Annotated in this window: 20 protein-coding genes and 3 pseudogenes; 8 read left to right on the top strand and 15 right to left on the bottom strand. The window is 56.7% G+C overall.

Annotated elements, in window-relative coordinates:
- Positions 1 to 529: 529 nt before the first annotated feature.
- Positions 530 to 697 carry a hypothetical protein gene (locus C6558_RS13175; RefSeq protein WP_245449158.1) on the bottom strand — a complete coding sequence of 56 codons (168 nt, stop codon included), beginning with the start codon at positions 695 to 697 and terminating at the stop codon, positions 530 to 532.
- 1,059 nt (positions 698 to 1,756) lie between these two features.
- On the opposite strand from C6558_RS13175, the gene C6558_RS13170 reads away from it, so the two are divergent.
- Positions 1,757 to 2,683: an adenylate/guanylate cyclase domain-containing protein gene (locus C6558_RS13170; protein ID WP_057213936.1), complete on the top strand. Its 927-nt coding sequence runs from the start codon at positions 1,757 to 1,759 to the stop codon at positions 2,681 to 2,683.
- A gap of 429 nt (positions 2,684 to 3,112) precedes the next feature.
- On the opposite strand, the gene C6558_RS13165 is transcribed toward C6558_RS13170, so the two are convergent.
- The 3 genes from C6558_RS13165 to C6558_RS13155 form a co-directional block, all read right to left on the bottom strand.
- Positions 3,113 to 3,451, bottom strand: coding sequence for a helix-turn-helix domain-containing protein (locus C6558_RS13165; protein ID WP_199197009.1), 339 nt, complete (start codon positions 3,449 to 3,451; stop codon positions 3,113 to 3,115).
- Positions 3,452 to 3,818: 367 nt separating this feature from the next.
- Complete coding sequence (locus C6558_RS13160; RefSeq protein WP_057213933.1) at positions 3,819 to 4,091, bottom strand: hypothetical protein; 273 nt, start codon at positions 4,089 to 4,091, stop codon at positions 3,819 to 3,821.
- Positions 4,092 to 4,212: 121 nt separating this feature from the next.
- On the bottom strand, positions 4,213 to 4,416 hold the full coding sequence (locus tag C6558_RS13155) for a CsbD family protein (protein ID WP_057205291.1): 204 nt from the start codon (positions 4,414 to 4,416) through the stop codon (positions 4,213 to 4,215).
- Positions 4,417 to 4,615: 199 nt separating this feature from the next.
- Here C6558_RS13155 and C6558_RS13150 point away from each other — a divergent pair, with 199 nt between their 5' ends.
- Positions 4,616 to 5,674 (top strand): DUF72 domain-containing protein, encoded by a 1,059-nt coding sequence (locus tag C6558_RS13150; protein WP_371412263.1) that lies wholly within the window; start codon positions 4,616 to 4,618, stop codon positions 5,672 to 5,674.
- 141 nt (positions 5,675 to 5,815) lie between these two features.
- Here C6558_RS13150 and C6558_RS13145 read toward each other — a convergent pair whose 3' ends face one another.
- The 6 genes and pseudogenes from C6558_RS13145 to C6558_RS13115 all read right to left on the bottom strand — a co-directional run.
- Positions 5,816 to 6,130, bottom strand: coding sequence for a hypothetical protein (locus C6558_RS13145; RefSeq protein WP_057213927.1), 315 nt, complete (start codon positions 6,128 to 6,130; stop codon positions 5,816 to 5,818).
- Between the two features lie 1,064 nt (positions 6,131 to 7,194).
- Positions 7,195 to 7,374 (bottom strand): hypothetical protein, encoded by a 180-nt coding sequence (locus tag C6558_RS40525; protein WP_146160889.1) that lies wholly within the window; start codon positions 7,372 to 7,374, stop codon positions 7,195 to 7,197.
- Between the two features lie 62 nt (positions 7,375 to 7,436).
- A complete protein-coding gene (locus tag C6558_RS13135; RefSeq protein ID WP_057213916.1) occupies positions 7,437 to 7,799 on the bottom strand; it encodes a hypothetical protein in 363 nt (120 codons plus the stop codon).
- A gap of 402 nt (positions 7,800 to 8,201) precedes the next feature.
- Positions 8,202 to 8,405 carry a cold-shock protein gene (locus tag C6558_RS13130; protein ID WP_057224890.1) on the bottom strand — a complete coding sequence of 68 codons (204 nt, stop codon included), beginning with the start codon at positions 8,403 to 8,405 and terminating at the stop codon, positions 8,202 to 8,204.
- A gap of 738 nt (positions 8,406 to 9,143) precedes the next feature.
- Positions 9,144 to 9,344, bottom strand: a complete 201-nt coding sequence (locus tag C6558_RS13120) for a hypothetical protein (protein ID WP_146160888.1) — start codon at positions 9,342 to 9,344, stop codon at positions 9,144 to 9,146.
- A gap of 475 nt (positions 9,345 to 9,819) precedes the next feature.
- Positions 9,820 to 10,107, bottom strand: a pseudogene (locus C6558_RS13115) (IS110 family transposase); the annotation flags it as partial.
- Between the two features lie 246 nt (positions 10,108 to 10,353).
- On the opposite strand from C6558_RS13115, the gene C6558_RS13110 reads away from it, so the two are divergent.
- From C6558_RS13110 to C6558_RS13100, 3 genes and pseudogenes are all read left to right on the top strand, one after another.
- Positions 10,354 to 12,285, top strand: coding sequence for an adenylate/guanylate cyclase domain-containing protein (locus tag C6558_RS13110; RefSeq protein WP_107027397.1), 1,932 nt, complete (start codon positions 10,354 to 10,356; stop codon positions 12,283 to 12,285).
- Positions 12,286 to 12,619: 334 nt separating this feature from the next.
- Positions 12,620 to 13,246, top strand: a pseudogene (tetR, locus tag C6558_RS13105) (tetracycline resistance transcriptional repressor TetR).
- Positions 13,247 to 13,613: 367 nt separating this feature from the next.
- A complete protein-coding gene (locus tag C6558_RS13100; RefSeq protein ID WP_057217728.1) occupies positions 13,614 to 14,078 on the top strand; it encodes a YbhB/YbcL family Raf kinase inhibitor-like protein in 465 nt (154 codons plus the stop codon).
- Positions 14,079 to 15,262: 1,184 nt separating this feature from the next.
- On the opposite strand, the gene C6558_RS13085 is transcribed toward C6558_RS13100, so the two are convergent.
- Positions 15,263 to 15,523, bottom strand: a complete 261-nt coding sequence (locus tag C6558_RS13085) for a hypothetical protein (protein WP_057205331.1) — start codon at positions 15,521 to 15,523, stop codon at positions 15,263 to 15,265.
- Positions 15,524 to 15,598: 75 nt separating this feature from the next.
- Between C6558_RS13085 and C6558_RS41595 the strand changes: the two are divergent.
- The 3 genes and pseudogenes from C6558_RS41595 to C6558_RS13065 form a co-directional block, all read left to right on the top strand.
- Positions 15,599 to 15,694, top strand: a pseudogene (locus tag C6558_RS41595) (lysozyme); the annotation flags it as partial.
- Positions 15,695 to 15,792: 98 nt separating this feature from the next.
- Positions 15,793 to 16,011 (top strand): glycoside hydrolase family protein, encoded by a 219-nt coding sequence (locus tag C6558_RS13075; protein ID WP_107027321.1) that lies wholly within the window; start codon positions 15,793 to 15,795, stop codon positions 16,009 to 16,011.
- Positions 16,012 to 16,289: 278 nt separating this feature from the next.
- Positions 16,290 to 16,622: a DUF1515 family protein gene (locus C6558_RS13065; RefSeq protein ID WP_107027320.1), complete on the top strand. Its 333-nt coding sequence runs from the start codon at positions 16,290 to 16,292 to the stop codon at positions 16,620 to 16,622.
- 205 nt (positions 16,623 to 16,827) lie between these two features.
- Here C6558_RS13065 and C6558_RS13060 read toward each other — a convergent pair whose 3' ends face one another.
- From C6558_RS13060 to C6558_RS13045, 4 genes are all read right to left on the bottom strand, one after another.
- On the bottom strand, positions 16,828 to 17,184 hold the full coding sequence (locus C6558_RS13060; RefSeq protein WP_107027319.1) for a helix-turn-helix domain-containing protein: 357 nt from the start codon (positions 17,182 to 17,184) through the stop codon (positions 16,828 to 16,830).
- A gap of 367 nt (positions 17,185 to 17,551) precedes the next feature.
- Positions 17,552 to 17,800, bottom strand: coding sequence for a hypothetical protein (locus C6558_RS13055; RefSeq protein WP_107027318.1), 249 nt, complete (start codon positions 17,798 to 17,800; stop codon positions 17,552 to 17,554).
- 329 nt (positions 17,801 to 18,129) lie between these two features.
- The gene (locus C6558_RS13050) at positions 18,130 to 18,330 is read right to left on the bottom strand and encodes a hypothetical protein (RefSeq protein WP_057217748.1); all 201 of its coding nucleotides are present in this window, start codon (positions 18,328 to 18,330) and stop codon (positions 18,130 to 18,132) included.
- A 240-nt stretch (positions 18,331 to 18,570) separates the two neighbouring features.
- Positions 18,571 to 18,777: a hypothetical protein gene (locus C6558_RS13045; RefSeq protein ID WP_057217751.1), complete on the bottom strand. Its 207-nt coding sequence runs from the start codon at positions 18,775 to 18,777 to the stop codon at positions 18,571 to 18,573.
- Between the last annotated feature and the right edge of the window lie 285 nt (positions 18,778 to 19,062).

Raw genomic sequence — 19,062 nt, 5'->3', positions numbered from 1 at the left:
TCGCCCACGCGCAGTTTCGGCACCATCTTAGCAGATGCCCCCTACTGAAGATCGACCAGGGGTGCTGGTCGCGGAATCCCTCATCGCTGATTTTATAGAAATGCCGGATAGAGACGGGCGTTCACTGCAGGGACCGGTTCCGCGCATGATGAACTCAACGGTAAGACATCTCTTACCGTTGACGAGGCATGACCAAATGGACGTGCCATTCGTGGTCTGGGGTGGACTTGGACTTACGCGCCTTCGAGGATTGGAGCGGGTTACCTCGAGTGGACAAGCGTGCCCACGCTCGACGCGCGCCTGTTCAACGAGGCGAACACGCGTAAATAAGAGAGCTTGTTCGTCTCCGCCCGAAACGAGCTGGCTCTTTACCAACTCACGCTTTGCACGCGATTGTTCTCGCCAATCGTCAGATTTAGCTGTATATTTAGGCATTGCTGATATTGCTGCGGCCTTCTTACGCCACAGAACTTCCAAAGAAGGCCGCTCTTTTCCTGGTGTCCCGGCGTGAAGGCGGCTACGCTCTCAGTTAGCTCGCCAGCTTCAGCGCAGCCTGATCGTGAATGCCGCTTTGAAAATGGCTGATCAGCCGCGCTGCGAGCGCGATTGCTTCTTCGCTATCAAAAGCGAGGTGCCTTTCCTGAACCATTTCCCGGAAGACGCCGTCTATTTTCTCGACATCGTCAGGCGTTATCATCTCTGTGCGAGATCCAACCGATTCGCTCATAGCCCTAATCCCAGCCGGCCCAGGGCTGAATAGGCCGACGTTAGCCCGCTTCGAGTATGCGCCGGCGCAGGCGGGATTCAATTGTGAAATTGCGGGGAGATCCAGACGGTCTTTGGGGTAGAGGGTAGCCAGACCGTCCGGACTCCGCGTTGGGTTGCCTCCACATTTCGCCAACGCTTATGCAATTTAAACGCGGGTCAGAGGGCATTGTTCCGTTTGCTAATGTATGGTGACTATCGTGGGCGAAGCGTCCCCTTATGGGTTGTGGTTAAAGTATCCGCCCACGGTGTGTTGCGAGGCCAGCCGCACAAGCTGTGCACCCCGATCAGCCTCGTATGCCATTTGAGCCCATCCCCGAGCGTGTCGAGCCATGCCTCGCTGTGTCTGCCAAAAGGGTTCCGTACGCTGGCGATTAGGCATTCGAAATCAAGTGGAATGGATACCACCTGGGCGACACATATCGAAGCGAACCGCGCATCCCTACGCGTGCGGCCATGACTGACGAGAGACGGCGGCGAAGGTACTCGGCCCCACGACCATGATCCTCGACGGCGAGGCCGTTGTACTCGATGGGACCGGCCGCTCGAACTTCGGGATGCTACAGGGGCGCTGCGCGGCCGTGGAACTGGCTGGGCTAGACATTCTCGAGGCGTGGATACGGAGCCTGCCCCCTATCATCCGCTGCCATGGCGGCAGGCTGATTTAGACACTGTCGGCCCTGCAGCGCTCGGTAACATCAGCCGGTGACGCAATAGGGTGCAATTTCTCATTTCGCCTCACACAGGATCGTCGTCCCGAAAAAATAGGCCCCCGGGGCAGGGCCTTGGAGAGATGTACATTCGTGGGTGCCAGGCATGCGCAGCCAATTAGAGTGTCGTTTGAATAAGCGGTAATCGAAAGATGCGATGTCTGGATATGGTTACACAGCCTTGGTTTACGCCCCGCTCAAAGAGGGAACAAACGCACATTCTCATCAGTTGAAGGACAATAGACGCATAGGAAAAAAAGGCGTTGGATCGGACCGCTCGCATGGAAGCACCGCCACTTGAGAGAAAGCTCGCAGCCATTCTGGCGGCCGATGTTGAGGGATATTCCCGGCTGATGAACGCCGATGAAGAACAGACGCTGGCGACGCTGACGTCGCATCGCGCTGTCGTTGATGGGCTCATTGAAAAAGCTCACGGTCAAATATTCGGAACGGCTGGCGACAGTGTATTGGCTGAGTTTCCCTCGATCCTCCATGCCTTCAATTGTGCTGTAGCCATTCAGCAAGCGATGTGGCGCGCCAACCAAGATCTCGCAGAGGATCGAAAGATGAATTTTCGCATCGGAATAAACATAGGCGACGTTCTGGTGAAAGACGGCGACATCTTCGGCGACGGCGTCAATATCGCCGCCCGCCTGGAGAGCCTCGCGGACGTGGGCGGTATCTGCGTTACAAGGGGTGTACGCGATCACCTGCGCGATCGCGTCGATGCTACCTTCGAGGATATGGGAGAACACCGGATCAAAAACATTGCCCGCCCTCTCCGCATCTTTCGCGTTATATTCGACCGGCAAGGAGAGCCAAGTTTTAATTGGGAGCCGCTTCCCCCAGAGACGCCGGAGGGCTTCTCTTCCGTTGAACAAGCATTCTCCCAGGACAATGATAGCAATGATGAGGCGCGCAGCGTAGAGATCGCCTTTTGGGCATCGGTGCAGGAGAGTGATGATCCAGCCGAGTATCTTCTTTATCTGCAGCGGTTCCCGAACGGCCAGTTCGCTGAACTGGCAAGCGCTCGCGTCGAACAGGGTGGATCTGGGGAACCCGACCCCGGTATCGAAGTCTCCTTCTGGGAAACCGTGCGCGACAGTGGCAATGCGGAAATGATCAAAGCTTATTTGACCAAATATCCGCGTGGCCAATTCATCGATCTCGCCAAGATTATGCTGGCTGAAACGCAGCGAAATTCATAGCGCCCCAGAACTTCAACCGCGAGGCGGCAAATGCGTCTTGTCCTCGAGGTTGCCGAATGCTGCAAGGCGGGCATCGACCACGTCGCGTCCAGTTCGACTAACGACGGTGGCGGCCGCTGGCCGGCTCAGGAACGGGAACGGGAACGGGAACGGGAACGGGAACGGGAACGGGAACGAAGACACGTCCGACGCGTTAAATCCAGGGGAGTTTGCATCCTCGATTATTGTGATCGATGGCGACAGGCCACTCCCAGGAGGTTTCAAATGGATATCACCACCTTGCTCATCATTGTTCTCATTGTTCTCGTCCTAACCGGTGGCTTTTACGGACGCGGGCGCTGGTATTAAGGCTTTGCGACGAAGGTTGTTGAAACCTTGTGCAGCGAGGCGGCATGCGGAAGAAATGGCTGAGCGGGGTAGGCCTTTGTTTCAGTTCCGTTCAGCCAGGATCTTCTGCATTCGGGCTAATTTGCTTTCCGCAATCTCAAGTCGCTGAAGCAAAACGTTCGGTCGTGCCACGCCATCGTCTTGAGGAAAGTCCCCGATGATTTCCATTGGGTGAGCATCCAATACTGTGCAGACTTGAATGAGAGTTGGCACCGAGATGCGGTTCGTGCCGCGCTCATACTTCTGAAGCTGCTGGAACGTCAGGCCAACAGCAGAAGCGACCCTCTGCTGGGAAAGCCCCCGTGTTTGACGAACTGCTCTGAGCCGCTCACCGATCTGCTGGGACAACCCCATTGACGTTTCGGTCGATATCTTACCCACGTGCGCGCCCTCCCTTGGGACCCGGCCCATATGATAGCATACATCTTGGCCCGCAACTCATAGTTCTGCAGGAATGCCATCGAGGCTGGCAATGATCGGCAACGGGGCGGCCATATCTTTGAGTTGAACTACGCCTGCCATTTCCGGTCGAGGTTTGCTGTAATCAGCTCTGTCGTTCAAAGGTAGTTGAGGGTATCCGCCTTGGCCAACCCGATCAACCACTCGTGGAAGTCGACCGGAGAGCACCGTGCTCAAAAAACGAGAGAATCCGAGCGCTGGCAGCTGCCGGCAAGGAAATCGGCGGCGGTTGACCCGGATTCAGGGACCCCATGCCTTGGCGTTTCGTACTCGCTCTATGCGCTTCAAATTATGCACGACGGTCCGCTAACGGATCATGCCTGGCCACATCAGCCAGAACCTTAAGACTATCGACTTCCAGCTGTTGGCACAGCGTTTCGTAATCCTCTAACATCTTTAGATCTGGCTTGCGCTGCCCGCGCACCTCATCGCGGCTCAATACCGCGATACCGTAGGCTTCCATCAGATCATTAAAAGCTGGAAAGTTGGCGTCGGAAATCTGCTTGCTATGTTGCGGCCACCGGATCATCAGGCGGGCTCGCCCAACGTTCTGGAAATCCATCATCTGCTCCCTAATGGAACGCAAGAGACCGTCGCGTTGCTTGGCCAGGGCCTGGTGCGTTCGACATCGTGTGGCCGAACTAGACATAGGAATGCCTCGCCAAGGCGGGGCAGGTCAAGGATCACCAATCCTGACGTCCATACCAATTGTCTATGTCTTGGCGGACCCGGTCTTTTTCGAGACCGTAGCGTTCTTGAATCTTGCCCTCAAGCTGGTCGCGCTTGCCGGCGATTTGATCAAGGTCGTCATCGGTCAACTTGCCCCACTGTTCTTTTACCTTTCCCTTAAATTGTTTCCAATTCCCCTCGACGCGATCCCAGTCCATTTGTGGTTCCTCCAGTTGCTGCACGATTGGAAAACGCTTGCTTTCGGTTTTTGTTCGAACGGGTCGGCAAATAAACATCAGGACTGTGCGACGGATGCATTCGTTCATGGAACGACGGCGCCCGATCTTGCCCAGCAATCGCGGCAGCCTTGTTCGACGCCCGGCCAAAATTTGAGTTGGTTCTCGAAGTCGTTGCTCGATGCCATTGAATGTCGGAAGCGGCGTGACACGGCAGGGGCGCTCGGCTGCGCTCATCGTGTGTCAACCGCAACGACGCCGATGCGCGCAGCTGCGTCGCTCTGCCAAGAAGCAACTCTGCGAACTGGCCAGAGGAACAAACACCGCACTGGAGAATTGCCATCTGAAAATGTGGAGTTATTCGGTGGCGGAACGCTCTCCTGAAGAAATTGAGAAACGGCGAACACGGCGTGCGGAGCGTAGGCAAAAGCAGCGGATTGCCAATATCGAGCGCGCGAAGAAAATGCATTCGGCCCGTCTTGCCAGGGAGGGTAATGCCGGCTCTGATTCCGTTCAGCCCCCATTGAACGGCGTCCATATCGGTTGCTCCGGCTGGTATTACTGGCACTGGAAAGGGAAGCTTTATCCGGCGGATGCACCTTCGAAAGAATGGTTCTCCATTTACGCTCAGGAATTCGACACGGTCGAGCTCAACGCGCCGTTCTATTCCTGGCCCACACTTGCGACAGTCAGGACCTGGCTGCGCCAAGCGAATCCCAAGTTCGTTTACACGGTAAAGGTCTGCGAGCTCATCACCCACGTAAAGCGGTTTGATGATACCCGCATCTTAATTGCGGACTTCGCTTACATTGCCGATCTGCTCGGCCCAAAGATGGGCTGCTTTCTTTTTCAACTGCCTCCCAGCATTCGCTACTCCCCCGAGATGTTACGCACCATTATTGATCAGCTCGATCCTCGGCAGAGAAACGTTCTGGAATTCCGCCACAAGAGCTGGTGGAACGCCGAGGTTTTCAGCGCTTTCCGAAACGCGGGGATTATCTTTTGCTCCTGCAGCGGCCCTCGATTGCCCGAGGAACTCGTGCAAACCACCCATGATATTTATATACGCTTTCATGGAGTCAAGCAGTGGTACCGGCATGACTATAGTGACGCTGAATTGGCGGTATGGGCTGAACGCATCCGACAAAGTAACGCGAAAACTGTTTGGGCCTATTTCAACAACGATCGCGATGGCCACGCTATCAAGAATGCAAAGCGGCTATTGGAACTGCTGCAGTGATAGACGATACCCGGTTTGGCGGGTGGCGCCCGCTGTGCATTGGAATAGAGATATCTCAATGGAAATCGGCGGGGCACGCAGGCTAGGCGTGCCACGCTAATTCTCATCGAGCGCCAGCAGTTTCTTCATCGCTCGAGTTGCTCAGTGATGGGTATGCTGCTCGTTGCGCTTGCGGGTCGCAGCCGCTTTTTTAGCGGACGCTGAACGCGCTTCCTTTGATCTTGCAGCCGAGGCTTGGCCGCCTTTTCTACCGCCCTTTTCTGACGAGGCATGGCTTTCCTCGTGACCGCGACCAGAACCGGACTTGTTGCCGCCGCCACTTTCCTTGTTGACAGTAGCCCAGGCCCGCCGTTCCGCTTCGTCCTTCGAAACACCGCGGTCCTCATAGCCTTCTTCGATATGCTCAGCCTTGCGCTTTTGCTTGTCGGTATAAGCGGATTTGTCGCCGCGAGGCATCAGATTTCTCCTTCTCCGGTTTCGTTCTTTTCCTCGAACTGCGAACGGCAGTTAAGGTTCCCTCTCGCCGTCCTCGGAAGGGTCATGTTGCCTATTGGCCGGGTTGGGGAAGCGCAGTTAGCTACGATTTCCAGTTTTTGGACTGGCTTATTACGAGCATCAATGTGTCGAGTCTTGATCGCATTGGCCCGAACCGCTCGTAAAGTTCGTGCGCACGCCCATCGCCAAGATCATAGACGGCAGCGAACTCGTGGAGGGTATAGATGTCGCGAGCCTGCGGCAAAGCTGATGTATCTGTCTGAGCTACCGTTCTCATCCCCGAAGAACACCGAAAACGGATGGAAGTTCCACTGGTTCGGCTCGTAGAAATATACCCGGTGGGATCGCTTATTTTCAGCCGCCGCGTCGATCCCGTTCTTGCCTGCGGATCGCGCTTGGGTTATCGGCGGCGGTGTTTAATAAGCTTGCTGTCCGCGCAAGAACCGATTTAAGTGTGCTTTCCCCAAAGAGCAACCAGAGGAGGCGGCCCAATGCTTAAATCAAACAAAACAACAGCGCTCGCTGGTTCCGAGCTAGGCTCTTTGCACTAGGCTTCTCAAAGCGAGCACATCATCTGCACCGCGTAAATGGGCCGCTCGTGTAGAAGGGTATCGTCCTCCTGAGCCTTGTCCGCCCGCAAGCGGGATGTTGGTGCCGCTGTTTCGAACAGCGACCGTATATAAGTTGGATTTGGCTTGGCAACGAGCCGCGTCGCGCAATCGGGCTCAGACCGTGGATGCCGCAATAACCGACGGAGTGCAAAAATGTCACCCTGACGACAGTTCCGTATTGACCCTCCTCATATAAGCAAAGACCACCGAGAACGACTTATGCACTTGAATTATAAAGGAACTTTCAGCCAAGCTTTCTGGTCATCACGCTAGCGACAACGCCTGGTCATCACTTGCGGAACATTGGTTCTAAATTGGCCTTGAGAGAGATGCCATGGCAAATACACAATGAGGCATATTTCGTTACCGACGCTTCTATGTTGTGGACTGGACGGCCCGACGCCAACCTCGTCATCATGCTATTTTGCGGCCATCCGGTCCTCCGGGTTTTACGCTTTCCCAGGCTTCTTCAATTCCGACCCGCGCTGCGCGAGAGAGGCCAGCAACCACGAGATCAGCGGCTATAAACGGATGTTCACGAACCAGCTTTTTGACAATTTTAACCGCCGCGGCAGCTTTGGCCTGCTTGACCAACCCCTTGCCCGTGCGGCTTCGAGCGAACCGTTCCAACCGGCTGGAATGGGGCGGCGCTGTCGCTAGTGGACGACGACGCCCTTCCGAGGGTTTTCGCGCTTCGCCTTTCGGTATTTTTTTGGGATCGCTGCCATTGCGGTTTCCCGCACAACATCTAGCGCGGCATCTGATCCCTGCTGGAATGCCCGACCAAGCAGCCCGAGAGCCCTTCGACCCTTCCGTTTTCCGGATTTGGCCGCGTCCGAAATCTCATCCTTTTCCTCAACCATGATGGCTGCAGCTGCACCCGCGCCCGCTATCAACGCCTTTGCAAGTACATCTCGCCCCGCCTTGCTCGCCAACAGGGTTTTCAAAAGAGCGTTCTTGCGAATAGTCCTTGGCACTTTGTAGCCCGCGACCTTCTTGGGGATTTTCATCTTCGCCATGTCATCCTCCTTGCTCAATTCCAAACGCCAATCGTGACCTCTGGTTCCCTACTCAAACGGGCCGAGCACGGATATCATTGAAGGCGGCCAGTTCACGCCGAGACGAATAACCTCGCCCCGACGACGCCAACGCGATCAAACTGATGGAAGCAGAAGGCGATTCACTCGCTGGCGAACAATCATCCCGAGAATCGCGACGCCGACCGCTCCCAGGTCGGTCCAGATGATGTAAGCCGTTGCTACTGGCAGGCCTCGCCCTGGCCACCATGTTCAGGAAGCGCTGCGTTACGGCAGGACAGCGGTAATCGAGCTCGCGAGGCTTAGCGCAGAACGGAATCGCGATCTCGCCGAGCTCTTACTGGGGCCACACGCTTAAGAAAGCGTCGCTAGCTACAATATGGTTCAAAGCGGGCTTACGTTCTCCGCCTTCGACTTTCCGGTCTTTCTGTCCTGACCCAATTCATAGCTGACCTTCTGGCCCTCGCGCAGCAGGTCCCCCGTTGAAAGCGCCGAAACATGCACGAAAACATCCGTGCCGCCATTGTCAGGCGAGATGAAACCAAATCCTTTGTCTTGATTGAAAAATTTAACAGTACCCGTCGGCATGAAATGGTCCTTTTGAATGGCTAAACTTCTCGATCACGATCTTACCGCTGAAGGAGCAAGGCGGCAATCCTCCCTCATCCTACTATCCTGGCGCAGCAATCACGGGCGGGAGTGCAACTGCATTTGATTCCCATAGCAGTGCGATCCGATCTCTCTGGAGAAGGGTTGCTCGGAGTCGAATAGCGTTTGCCAAGCTGTCGCCGTCCGAAGAGAGGCGCATTTTCATAAAATTGCCGTTCCCGTTTTCACCGGATTGGAGGATCGGAGGGCTAGGAAAGGTCACTGACACTATCTTGGGAAAGAACCAACTATGCAACCGACCCATGATGTGGCTGTCTGCGTAGACGAAGCCATGGGGTGGCTCGCTCAAAGGCTGACAACACTGCTCCACTCGAATTACGGCGGTAAAACGATCTTCGACATGCTGGTCATTGAAGCGACCCCCTGTTTCCCTGCGCTGAAGCAAGCCGATATACGTTGTGTGGTCCACTACCTTATCGAGGACCGCCTCGACCGCCTTATCGCGTCAAATCGCTGTTCGCCGCTCAAGTTCGGGGCCAGAATCATTCCGTTCCCGCCCACACGTGAGCGAAATCACCGGAGTACAGGCTAAAATCTGAGCGTAGGGCAGGTCATCTTCTGGTGCGTACGCACCACCGCCTGGGCTTCCTGTGGGACCTGCCTCAACATAACTCCAACACTCACATGGCGATTGTTCGTATGTTCTAAGCGCGTTGGCTAGTGGCCCGAGTTGGTGGGGACTCCAAGTTCCTTCATTTTCCGGTCGAGTTCAGCTTTTTGGGGACCGAATTTGACGAAGATCTCACGGGCGGCGAGCGGTGTCAGGTGATAGGCAGCGATGAACTCTTCCAGATCGTAGCGATCGGACCAGGGACCGACGAGCTTGCTATTTTGATGGCTGGTATTATCACCTCGCATCATGGGTCTCCCAATTCGGGCGCACTCGGAATCGGCAGACAATCCGCTCTTCATCCTAAGCGCGGTTAGCCTTCAATCACGGTGAGAAAACGTCCCAGCAAAGGCTGAGACCAGAGTGCGCGATTTGATTACCTTCGTTAACACAGATAATCGTACATAGTTCCGGTATCGCTAATATAAACGCCCAGTGCGCTGCTGTCCTGTGCCCAGACAATGGGGCGCTCCAGGCCCTGGTGGATTGATCCGACCTCCTTTTGGGACTTCCCACGTTGCCGACGTGCGGGTCTTCAGGATGCTGACTGCCTCATCGGACCACTTGAACCTGGCCGACGCAAGCCCGGATCGGGTTGGCCAACGGCCGACACGGTGGGCACAGCAACCAGTGGCTCAATACCTTCGATGGCCTTTGCATGCTCACCAAACCCTGCGACGGGTCCTTCCACGACCGGGTGAGGTTTTTGCGGCTAAGAAACACTCAGGCGGGCGTTGACGCGGGCTGTAGTGTGTAGCCAAGCGACTTTGCCCTTCGATCGAGATTGTTGAGGGCGCGTCGGCGGTAACTCTCCTCGTAATAGGAGGCTCCCGGATCGCTGTATTCAATGCCGTGCCGCAGCGTATTGTAGAACAAGACGGCGATTTTGCGGGCGGTTGCGGTGACCGCCTTGGCCTTGCCAACACGTGCGGACAAACGCCGATAGAATGCGCCCAGCCCGGTCTCAGTGCGCCCGACCGCAACCGCGGCAAGCCGCAGTAGCGCCGCGGCTGCCGCAATGAATCACGGAGTGCCAGATGTCACCCTGAAGAAAGTTCTGTGTTGACCCTCCTCATATAAGCAAATGCCACCAACCGAAAGCGCTGCGGCGCTGACAGCTTTGGGCCCAAGCGCAGCTAGTGGTCATCGTCCGCAATGCGCCACAAGCAGCCATGCCGTTTTGGCGGTGTGCTAGTTGCGTCGCGTCGATGGGTGTAGACTGCCCACACTATTGCATGTTCATGCAAGGCAACGATGATGAGTATCCCTGAGCTAGGCCACAGGAAGCTGTTGGCGATCCTGGCTGCGGATATGGTAGGCTACTCGAAGGCGATGGAGGCCGATGAGGTCGGCACCATCAGCCGACTGAAGATCATCCGCGCCGAGCTGATCAATCCCGCCATCTCCCAACGCCACGGCACCGTTGTCAAGCTGATGGGAGACGGATCACTCGTCGCGTTTGACAGCGTGGTTGATGCGGTTGCCTGCGCAGCGGAGTTTCAGAATGCCGTGGCGGCGCGCAACGCCGACCTACCGGAGCATCAGCGCACCGTATTCCGTGTCGGGATCAATCTGGGCGATGTGGTGTTGGTGGACGGCGATGTGTATGGCGATGTGGTGAATGTCGCCGCGCGGCTGGAGCAGTTGGCTGAGCCGGGCGGCGTGATGGTGTCGGGCACGGCCAACGATCATCTCCAGGGCAAACTCGACTGGCCGCTCGATTTCGCCGGCGAGCAGCAGGTCAAGAACATAAGCCGCCCAGTGCGAGTGTATCGGCTGAGACTCGACGGCAAACGGGCGCGTCGCCCGCTTCTCGGAATGATGCCGCGCTGGGCCAAGACGGTTGCGGCGGCGATCGTGGCGCTGGTTCTGGCGGGCGGCGGGGTCTGGTGGTTCTACCAGCCCGAACCATTGAGCTCCAAGCCGTCGGTGGCAGTACTGCCCTTCGACAATTATGGCGGCGACGAGGCTAGCGGGCGTCTGGCCGATGGCCTGACTGAGGACATCATCACCGACCTCGCGCGGTTTCCCGAATTCGAGGTGGTGGCGCGGAATTCGACGGAAGTTTATAAAGGCAAGCCGGTGGATGCCCGCCACGTCGCAAACGCGCTCCATGTCGGCTTTGTACTGGAAGGCTCGATCCAACGGCAGGGGGGCCGGGTACGGATCACCGCTCAGTTGATCGATGCTAAAACCGGCCACCATCTTTGGTCGGAGAATTGGGACCGGCCCGCTGAGGACGTGTTCGCCGTTCAGACCGAAATCGCAGAGCAGGTCGCCAACCGCCTCGGCGGCGGAGTAGGACTAATTCAAGCGGCTGGGCGGGCTGCAGCCAAACGTAAACGGCCAGAAAACCTCAATGCCTATGATTTCTACCTTCTCGGGTCCGAGAAAATAGAAAAGCTCACCAAAGCCGATGAGGAAGAGGCCATCACGTTTCTCAACCGCGCCGTCGAGCTGGACCCGGAGCTGGCACGGGCCTGGGTAGAACTTTACCATGCTCATGAAATATTGGAGTTGTTTGGTGTCAACCCAGAGAGCAACCGAAAGTCCGCTGACGATGTGGCCGAACACGCGGTTCGGCTTGATCCGAGCGACGCTGAAGCACACGCGGTGTTTGGTATGAGCCTTGCTAATAAGGGCGACATGGGCCGCGCCAAGTCTGAGCTGGACACGGCTCTTCGTCTAGCTCCGGGTTCGTCCGAAATCCTGACTTTCTATACCGGCTTTGCAGCACGCTTCGGTGAACCCGAACGCGGCGCTCAAATGGTCGACCAGGTAATGAGGCTGGACCCGAACTATCCGATGTGGGCGTCCAACTTCTTCGCACCTGCCTATTTTATGGCGGGCCGATATGAGGACGCGGTGAAAATGCTGGAGCGCATGACGCCAAACAACTACCAAAAGTGGACTTGGGTGGTCCGTAGCAGCTCTCTCGCGGCACTCGGTCGAACCGATGAGGCGAATGCTTCGGTTATAGAAGCTCTCAAGCAGCACCCGGACCTGACTGTCGAGAGCATGATCAATGAACCCGGCCTGAGCACAGTGGAGCGCAGTCGGTTCATAGAGACGATGCCGTTAGCTGGCTTCCCGGCATGCGCCAAGCCCGAGGCACTGGCGAAACTCGCCAAACCTGTGCGACTGCCGGAATGCGAGGCGGGGAAGGCGAACCCTCTCGGGCAGCCATAAAACAGCCCTGTGCAACGCGTTTGCGAGCCGCTGATCGCCCCGGTACCATTGGCCCTGTGACGACCCCTTTCTCCTCCCCGTTAACTTTCCGGCTGATTAGTCTTACAGGGGCAGATAGCACGGTTAACTAAGTATTTGTTCCTTCTCAACTAAGTTTATTTTCAAGCGCACCTTTGTAGTGACCGCTTCCAGGACATTCCTAGCCGCGCGCTAACCTGCGCGTAGTGGCAAGGATATCTTTTGTTGCTTGCTGGACCGGCTTCACGAACTATGCCCGAACCGGCAGACCCGCTAGGGGCCGGATCGGTGCTGTCGCCCTGCAGAAGTGCGGTGAATGCCACCAACAAAATTGCGGAAGGACGCGATAATCCGTACTGCCCTTGATCTCCTGAACGAGGTCGGCGTCGACAATCTTACGACACGGAAGCTGGCGGAGCGTCTGGGCGTTCAGCAGCCCGCGCTCTACTGGCACTTCAAGAACAAGCGCGCATTGCTCGACGCGCTGTCCGAGGCCATGTTGGTAGAAGATCACACACACTCGGCGCCGAAGGAGAAAAACGACTGGCGTTCGTTCTTGGTTGGCAACGCACGTAGCTTCCGGTTGGCACTACTAGCTTATCGCGACGGCGTGCGCATTCATGCCGGCACCCGGCCAAGCGCGCCGCAATTGGGAGCGGCCGAGGCGCAGCTTCGTCTCCTGTGCGACGCCGGCTTCTCGGCCAGCGATGCGACCCATGCCTTGATGACGATCAGTTACTTCACCGTTGGGGCGGTTTTGGAGCAACAGGCCAGGGAGAAGGACGATGGCGAGCGTGACGGCGTCATCAGTTAGATGGCGATGTATCCGCTGCTTCGGTCAGCGATGGACATCCTCGACGAGGCTGGCCCTGACGCAGCGTTCGATCATGGCCTGGCAGTGATTCTGGATGGATTGGAGAAAATCCCTGCCACCGAGGAATAAGAACGTTCACCGATGATCGGGCCGGAAGTTCGCGCAACGCCGCCGGTACCTCATCTGTCGAACGGAAATTGGTGCGGAACGCCACCGGCCCCTCACGGAGACCTTCACCAGGTTCGGACTGAATAGTCTGATTATGCCGAAGCCCGGAAGACGCCCATTGCCGGCATTCCGATTGTTCCATCGGTTCGGGCGGTCATGTGCCTACCGGCTAAACTGATGGCGGCGCCAATCACATTAGGTAAAAATTTCTTGTTTACAGGTTACCGGACCATCCCAGAATCGCAGCCGGCGGAGTTGGAACCATGGAGGAAGTCTGAGGTTTGGGGGAAGCCGCCCTAATGGAGCCTCAAGCCACCGGAGATTTCAGATGACCATGACACTGATAAGCCCCGCTTTTGCGGACGGCGAGTTGATACCTGAAACATATACCCGTTTGGGTGGAAACCTTATGCCGGCGCTCAAGTGGACCGGCGCTCCCGAGGATGTCAAAAGCTTCGCGTTGATCGTCGAAGATCCGGACGCACCACGAGGCGTGTTCCGGCACTGCGGTGTTTTCAACATACCACGCCACTGGAGTGAACTACCGCAAAGTTCCGACACAGCACCTGGCGGTGGCCCGAGTTTTTGTCGAAATGATTTCGGCAATTCCCGTTATGATGGTCCCGAGCCCCCAAAGGGTCACGGCCCCCACCGCTACAGGTTCTGCCTCGCGGCTCTCGAAGTTCCAAGTTTGGCAGTGCCTGCCGTGGCGGGTATCGAGGCGATGTGGATCATGGCTCAAAAACACGTCCTGTCCCAAGCAACTCTGACCGGTACCTACGAACAGGCGTGAGCAAGGGAGAAAATGAGCTCAACGACGCTCCTGAATGGACACGACGCGAACTATGTCGCCAGTGTCCGCATTCGCCTCTCGGTATTGCTCAGCCGTTGAGTCTCACAGCCCGTTTCAGATGAGTTCTGAGCAGAGCCCGCAGTAGCACACCCACCGAAACTGTGACCAGCATCGTCAGCGACGGCAGCCACCATATCGCGCAGCCTACCGTCCGTGCTGGCACAATGTTGGCGGATAAATTGGAGGCGCTGAAAAGCTCGGCTTGCGCTCCGCCTGAAGCGGGGCATACAATGCGAGTGTCTGTGAATTCGAACGCTCAGACGGGGCCTCTTGTCCTATTCGTAGGAGAAGGGGCCTTTTACGTCTCAGCGCTCTCGTCACAACCTGCGCCGCGTGCTTCGAACAGGATCTCTCAGTATGAAGATTGCCAGCTAGCTCGAATCCGTATGCGACTTCGAAGAAGGCCACTTTCATGGGATGTGGCAGACAGGGAGTTGTTGACCGGATCGCCGTGGATCTCAGTCAGACGCCGGGTTACCTCCTCTTCGATCCCTCTGCTTGCCACCTCGTACTCGAATAGAAGACTTTGGTCTGGCTGCTCTGGCTCTCGCAGTTCGGCCAACCGTTCGGCTGCGAGTGCATACGCCTCAAAAAGGTCATTCAGCTCCGCCGAACGGGTCCCAATTTCGAGCGCGCGTCGAAACTTCGGCAGTCTCGCCCACAGACGGCGACGTCCTAATTCGCTAAGGTCCTGCATCTTCCTCTCCCTTTCGGTGCAATCTAAGATGGCGCCACCAAGGAAGGGTTAAACCGAAATTTCAATTGCGAGAGATCTTGCAATCAAGCCGACAGGGCAAGGTGATTATGCGCAAGCATCAGGACGGCTGGCGGCCTGCCGCCACCTCGCGTTCTTTCCGCCATTCATCATGGCAACAGCGTCGGCCTCCCTTGCGCGGCACATGGTCTCGTCTTCGGCCAGCAGCTCAGCTCGAACAGGATATTCCTTGCGTATATCGTCGATCATCAAAACCGACGCGGCATAGAACTCGCAGAGATTGAGGAATACCACGGTGTGGATCGACTGTAGCTTTTCACGATAGGCTGGGAGAGCGAGCCGGAGGCGTGCTCTTCCTACACATGGCCAGCCCTGATCTGGCGATTCCCATCAAGGACATTGCTATAAACTACCGCCAGATCTTGCTCGCGTTAAATGTTCGCAGCAGTCGATCGACCTCGCTTTCGATTTCAGTGCAGACGGCTTCCAAACCGTCGAGATCGACGGGGTCATGACTGACCGCAGCGGTCAATTCATCTATAGCCATGGCGGCGAGGGCGTATTCTTCACATAACGCACGAAAGGCCCGGCTCTGTTGCGCATCAATCAACGCTCTCAACGCTGGAAGCTTCAATTTCAGACGGGATCTACCGATCCTTTCAAGGTTCATAACGGTCTCTCCTGACCGTGCCTTCCCGCCTATCAACTATCGCATGTTTCCCTGAAAACAAAAGAGGTTAACACCATGAACCGACGCATCAACGCGGCGGGCCTCGCGCTCGTCAAGCAGTGGGAAGGCGGCCTGAGGACGAAGGCCTCTCGCGACGTAGGCGACATTTGGACCATCGGATATGGCCACACCAGCGCGGCAGAAGGTGACGCCCACGATGGTTATCACCAAGGCAAGCGCCGAAGAGATCCTGCGCGCCGACCTCGCCCATGTTTGAGGAGCGAGTTGCGCGCCTCGTCAAGGTACCGTTGACCGGCAATCAGCACGCCGTGCTCGTGTCCTCTGATTTCAACACAGGCTGGCTCGGCAAGTCGACGCTGCTGAAGAAACTGGACAAAGGCGACCACGACGCCGTGCCGGCGGAGCTGATGAAGTGGGTGAAGGGTCTCGTCAACCGTCGGGCGGTTGAGGCTGGATCTTTGGGCTAAGGGAGAGTTCGTCTCCAGGAGGATGGCGCACGATCGGTCACCAACGCATTCGAGAGGCAAAGCAATGCGGCGGCACATTCCGCGGGCGATGCCGCTCTGACTATGACACTTGTCCTGACGGGCTGTGGGACTTCGGCGCCAGCAAGTGTCGACGGCCTGCGGTGGGTCGTCGGAACTGACCTGGTCGGCGCGCGAGGGGCGACCGGAGCGTCGTCGGCCCTTGCGCCGGAGGCGTCTGGGCGAAGGCGGAATGCGTGAGGCACGGGGAAGGGAGCTAGATGGCACCTGCGGATATTGATGCGGCAGTACACCGACAGCTCGGCGAGCTGGTTGCAGGCATGCGTGGCCTGCAAGACTCGATCAGGCGATTAGAGGAGGGGGCGGTAAGATCCGAAGACAAGTCTGCAGCGAGCCGGGCCGGCGTCGAAGCGTCGGTGACGTCGATCGGTGCGGATGTTGCGGAGATGAAGCCCGTCACCGATGACGTAAAGCGTTGGAAGCTGATGGGCATCGGCGCACTCGGGGTCGCCGGCATTGCATCGATGGCGCTTCGCGTGAGTTTTGCCGAACCCATTCGACGCATCGTGTTGGTGATCATTGGGAAGGTTTGACAACAACGGAGTGCAGGCAAATTGTCTCGCATCAGAGCGAATGCGGGTGTATCCTTGAGGTGTTGAAGGCAATCTCCATTGCGGCTTCCGATCTCCTCCGGAGGCCGCATTTTCTTTGAGATCGCTTACGCGAGTTGCCGTATATAATTCTTGCGACCCCACCTGAGATGTCTCTCTGATAGGGACGAATGATACGTCCTCCGCATCAATCCGGTTCGGCGAATATTTTCTGCATCCGCGCCAGCTTACTTTCTAGAATCTTCAGCTTGCTTTCTGCGGCTTCAAGGCGTTGCAGCAGAGCGTTGACTCTGTCCTGTCCATCCTGCGGACCTTCACCGATGATATCCATTGGATGTGCGTCCAACACCTCGCAAATTTGCATCAGCACTGGAATGGAGACGTGATTTGTCCCATTTTCGTATTTCTGAACCTGCTGAAACGACAGGCCGATCAAGCTTCCGAGTTTCCCTTGGGAATACCCTCGCATCATACGTATGGCTCTGATGCGCTGGCCCATCTGCCTGGAAAGCGCTTTCCCCGCATCTGCCGTCGTCCGACCCATATGTATCCCCTGTCGCTAGCACCTGTGTGTGTAATATGCGCAGCCGCTGGCGCATGGGAATTCTCACATATGAGAGTTGAGAAAGTGCAGTAAGCAGCTTGAACTAAAATAGGTTCCTGCGGAAGGTGCCGTGAGAGTGGGACAGTGCTGCGGGACTGCTGGCGTAATACGCACCAGGCGACTGGCTTCTCACAACGAAGTTTTGCCGTCCGCAGGATTTCAACCCTTCATAAGCTTTCGGTGAAACTTGGCTGATGGATGCGGGTATTCCGCTACATCTGAAATCGTTGTAAAGTTAGGTACTGGGTACGCATAGCTTGCGGCCTCCACAGCGGGGGCCGCTTTTTTGAGGGGCGAGGGAGCTGCCTTATCCGCGCGTGAGCTTTCGGGCGGCGGCTCTGCTTTTGCGGCGGCCGCTATGGATGTCCACCATCAGGCTGTAGAGCCATCGGCGCGTATCGGCTTTTGGTGCGACCTGGTCGAGGTCGTTAATCGGGAGTTCGAGCGTGTCCACGAGCTCATCGGCCAGTTTTTGCGACGAACGCAACGAATGAGCCCATGCTCGAAGCTCCGGCACCATTTCGGCCACAGTGGTCGCCCGTGTTTCGATTTTCATGGCTTGTCACTCCGTAGAATTGTACGGGCAACGGTCACACCAACGGGATGTTCCGAATATAGCTACAAGTAGCTAGCGAACCTGTGAAGAGCATCCTGATCGGAGGTCATCTTTGTTCGAACCGACGAATCGTGTAGTTTCAGTCTTCTCGTCCTTGCGTTGATTCCAGCGGATTGAGGAATTCGGAACTAGATGCGATGCAGGTGCTGGAAGGACGGCTTCGGGTGGATAAGCTTGCCGACGGGCGGGTGTTTGTACGCAGCCTCAACCAACTACTCGGAAACGGGTGAAACCCGCTTTTTTTCTGTCAAATGGTCCGGTAGCTACAGTCAACTAGCCATCAACTTCAGCGCATCATGATCGTGGATGCCGCTTTGAAAAAGACCGATCAGGCGCGCCGCGAGCTCAACAGCTTCCTCGCTATCAACGGCGAGGTGCTTTTCCTGGACGATTTCCCGGAAAACACATTCTATCTGCTTGAAGTCGTCAGGCGTAATTATCTCGCTGCGAGATCCAACCACTTTGCTCATCGCCCTAATCCCAGCCGGCCCGGGGCGGAACAGGCCGACGTTAGCCCCGCGTTGAGTATGCGCCGTCGCCGGGGGGTTTCAACTCTGGAATTTCGGGGGAGATCCGCACGCCGTGGGCGGCCGTTGTCTGTAAGCCGTAGTTTGTTCCAGGCGGCCGCCGGAGAGGAAGGTAGCGACCGCCTGGCTGTCTTAGAGGGGCGGAGAGGAACTGCCGAGAGGTCGGTTTGTTCCCAATTAGTCTTAATGCCCAAGATTAGATTTTCCTGCTGCTCTTAGCTCGGCGACCTTGCGATCGAGGTCGATTTTGTACGGTCCGAATTTCTCGAACAGTTCGCGTGCGACAAGGGGGGTGAGCCGGTGCGCGCTGATGAATTCTTCCAGGTCATACCGCGTGTTCCAGCCGCGAACCACTTTGCTGTACTGTTGTCTGGTGTCTTCTTGTTGCATGGCTTTATTCTCGACGTTGGGTGTTTCGCAGCACGTGACCGGGCTGCTTGATCAGCAAAAATCGCGTTTTGTGAAAAAGGTTCCCGTGACTCATTGCGCAATGTGCGTTTAATAAGTCACGCCTAAAGTACCTGCGAAAGCCAAGCGCCCGAAGCAATTGCTCCTCGATGATGATGCTGTGCTGCGCGGGCGGCCGAAGAGGCCGCGCGACCCTCCGTGCCTGTCTTTCGATCCCATGCCGGACCGCGTCAAGCCCTGCCTTGCGCTGCTAGCCAAGTGGGTGCC

Source organism: Ensifer sp. NM-2, assembly GCF_003024455.1.
GTDB lineage: Bacteria > Pseudomonadota > Alphaproteobacteria > Rhizobiales > Rhizobiaceae > Ensifer > Ensifer canadensis.
The sequence above is the reverse complement of the archived record's forward strand: the minus strand, read 5'-3'. Positions and strand labels throughout refer to the sequence as shown.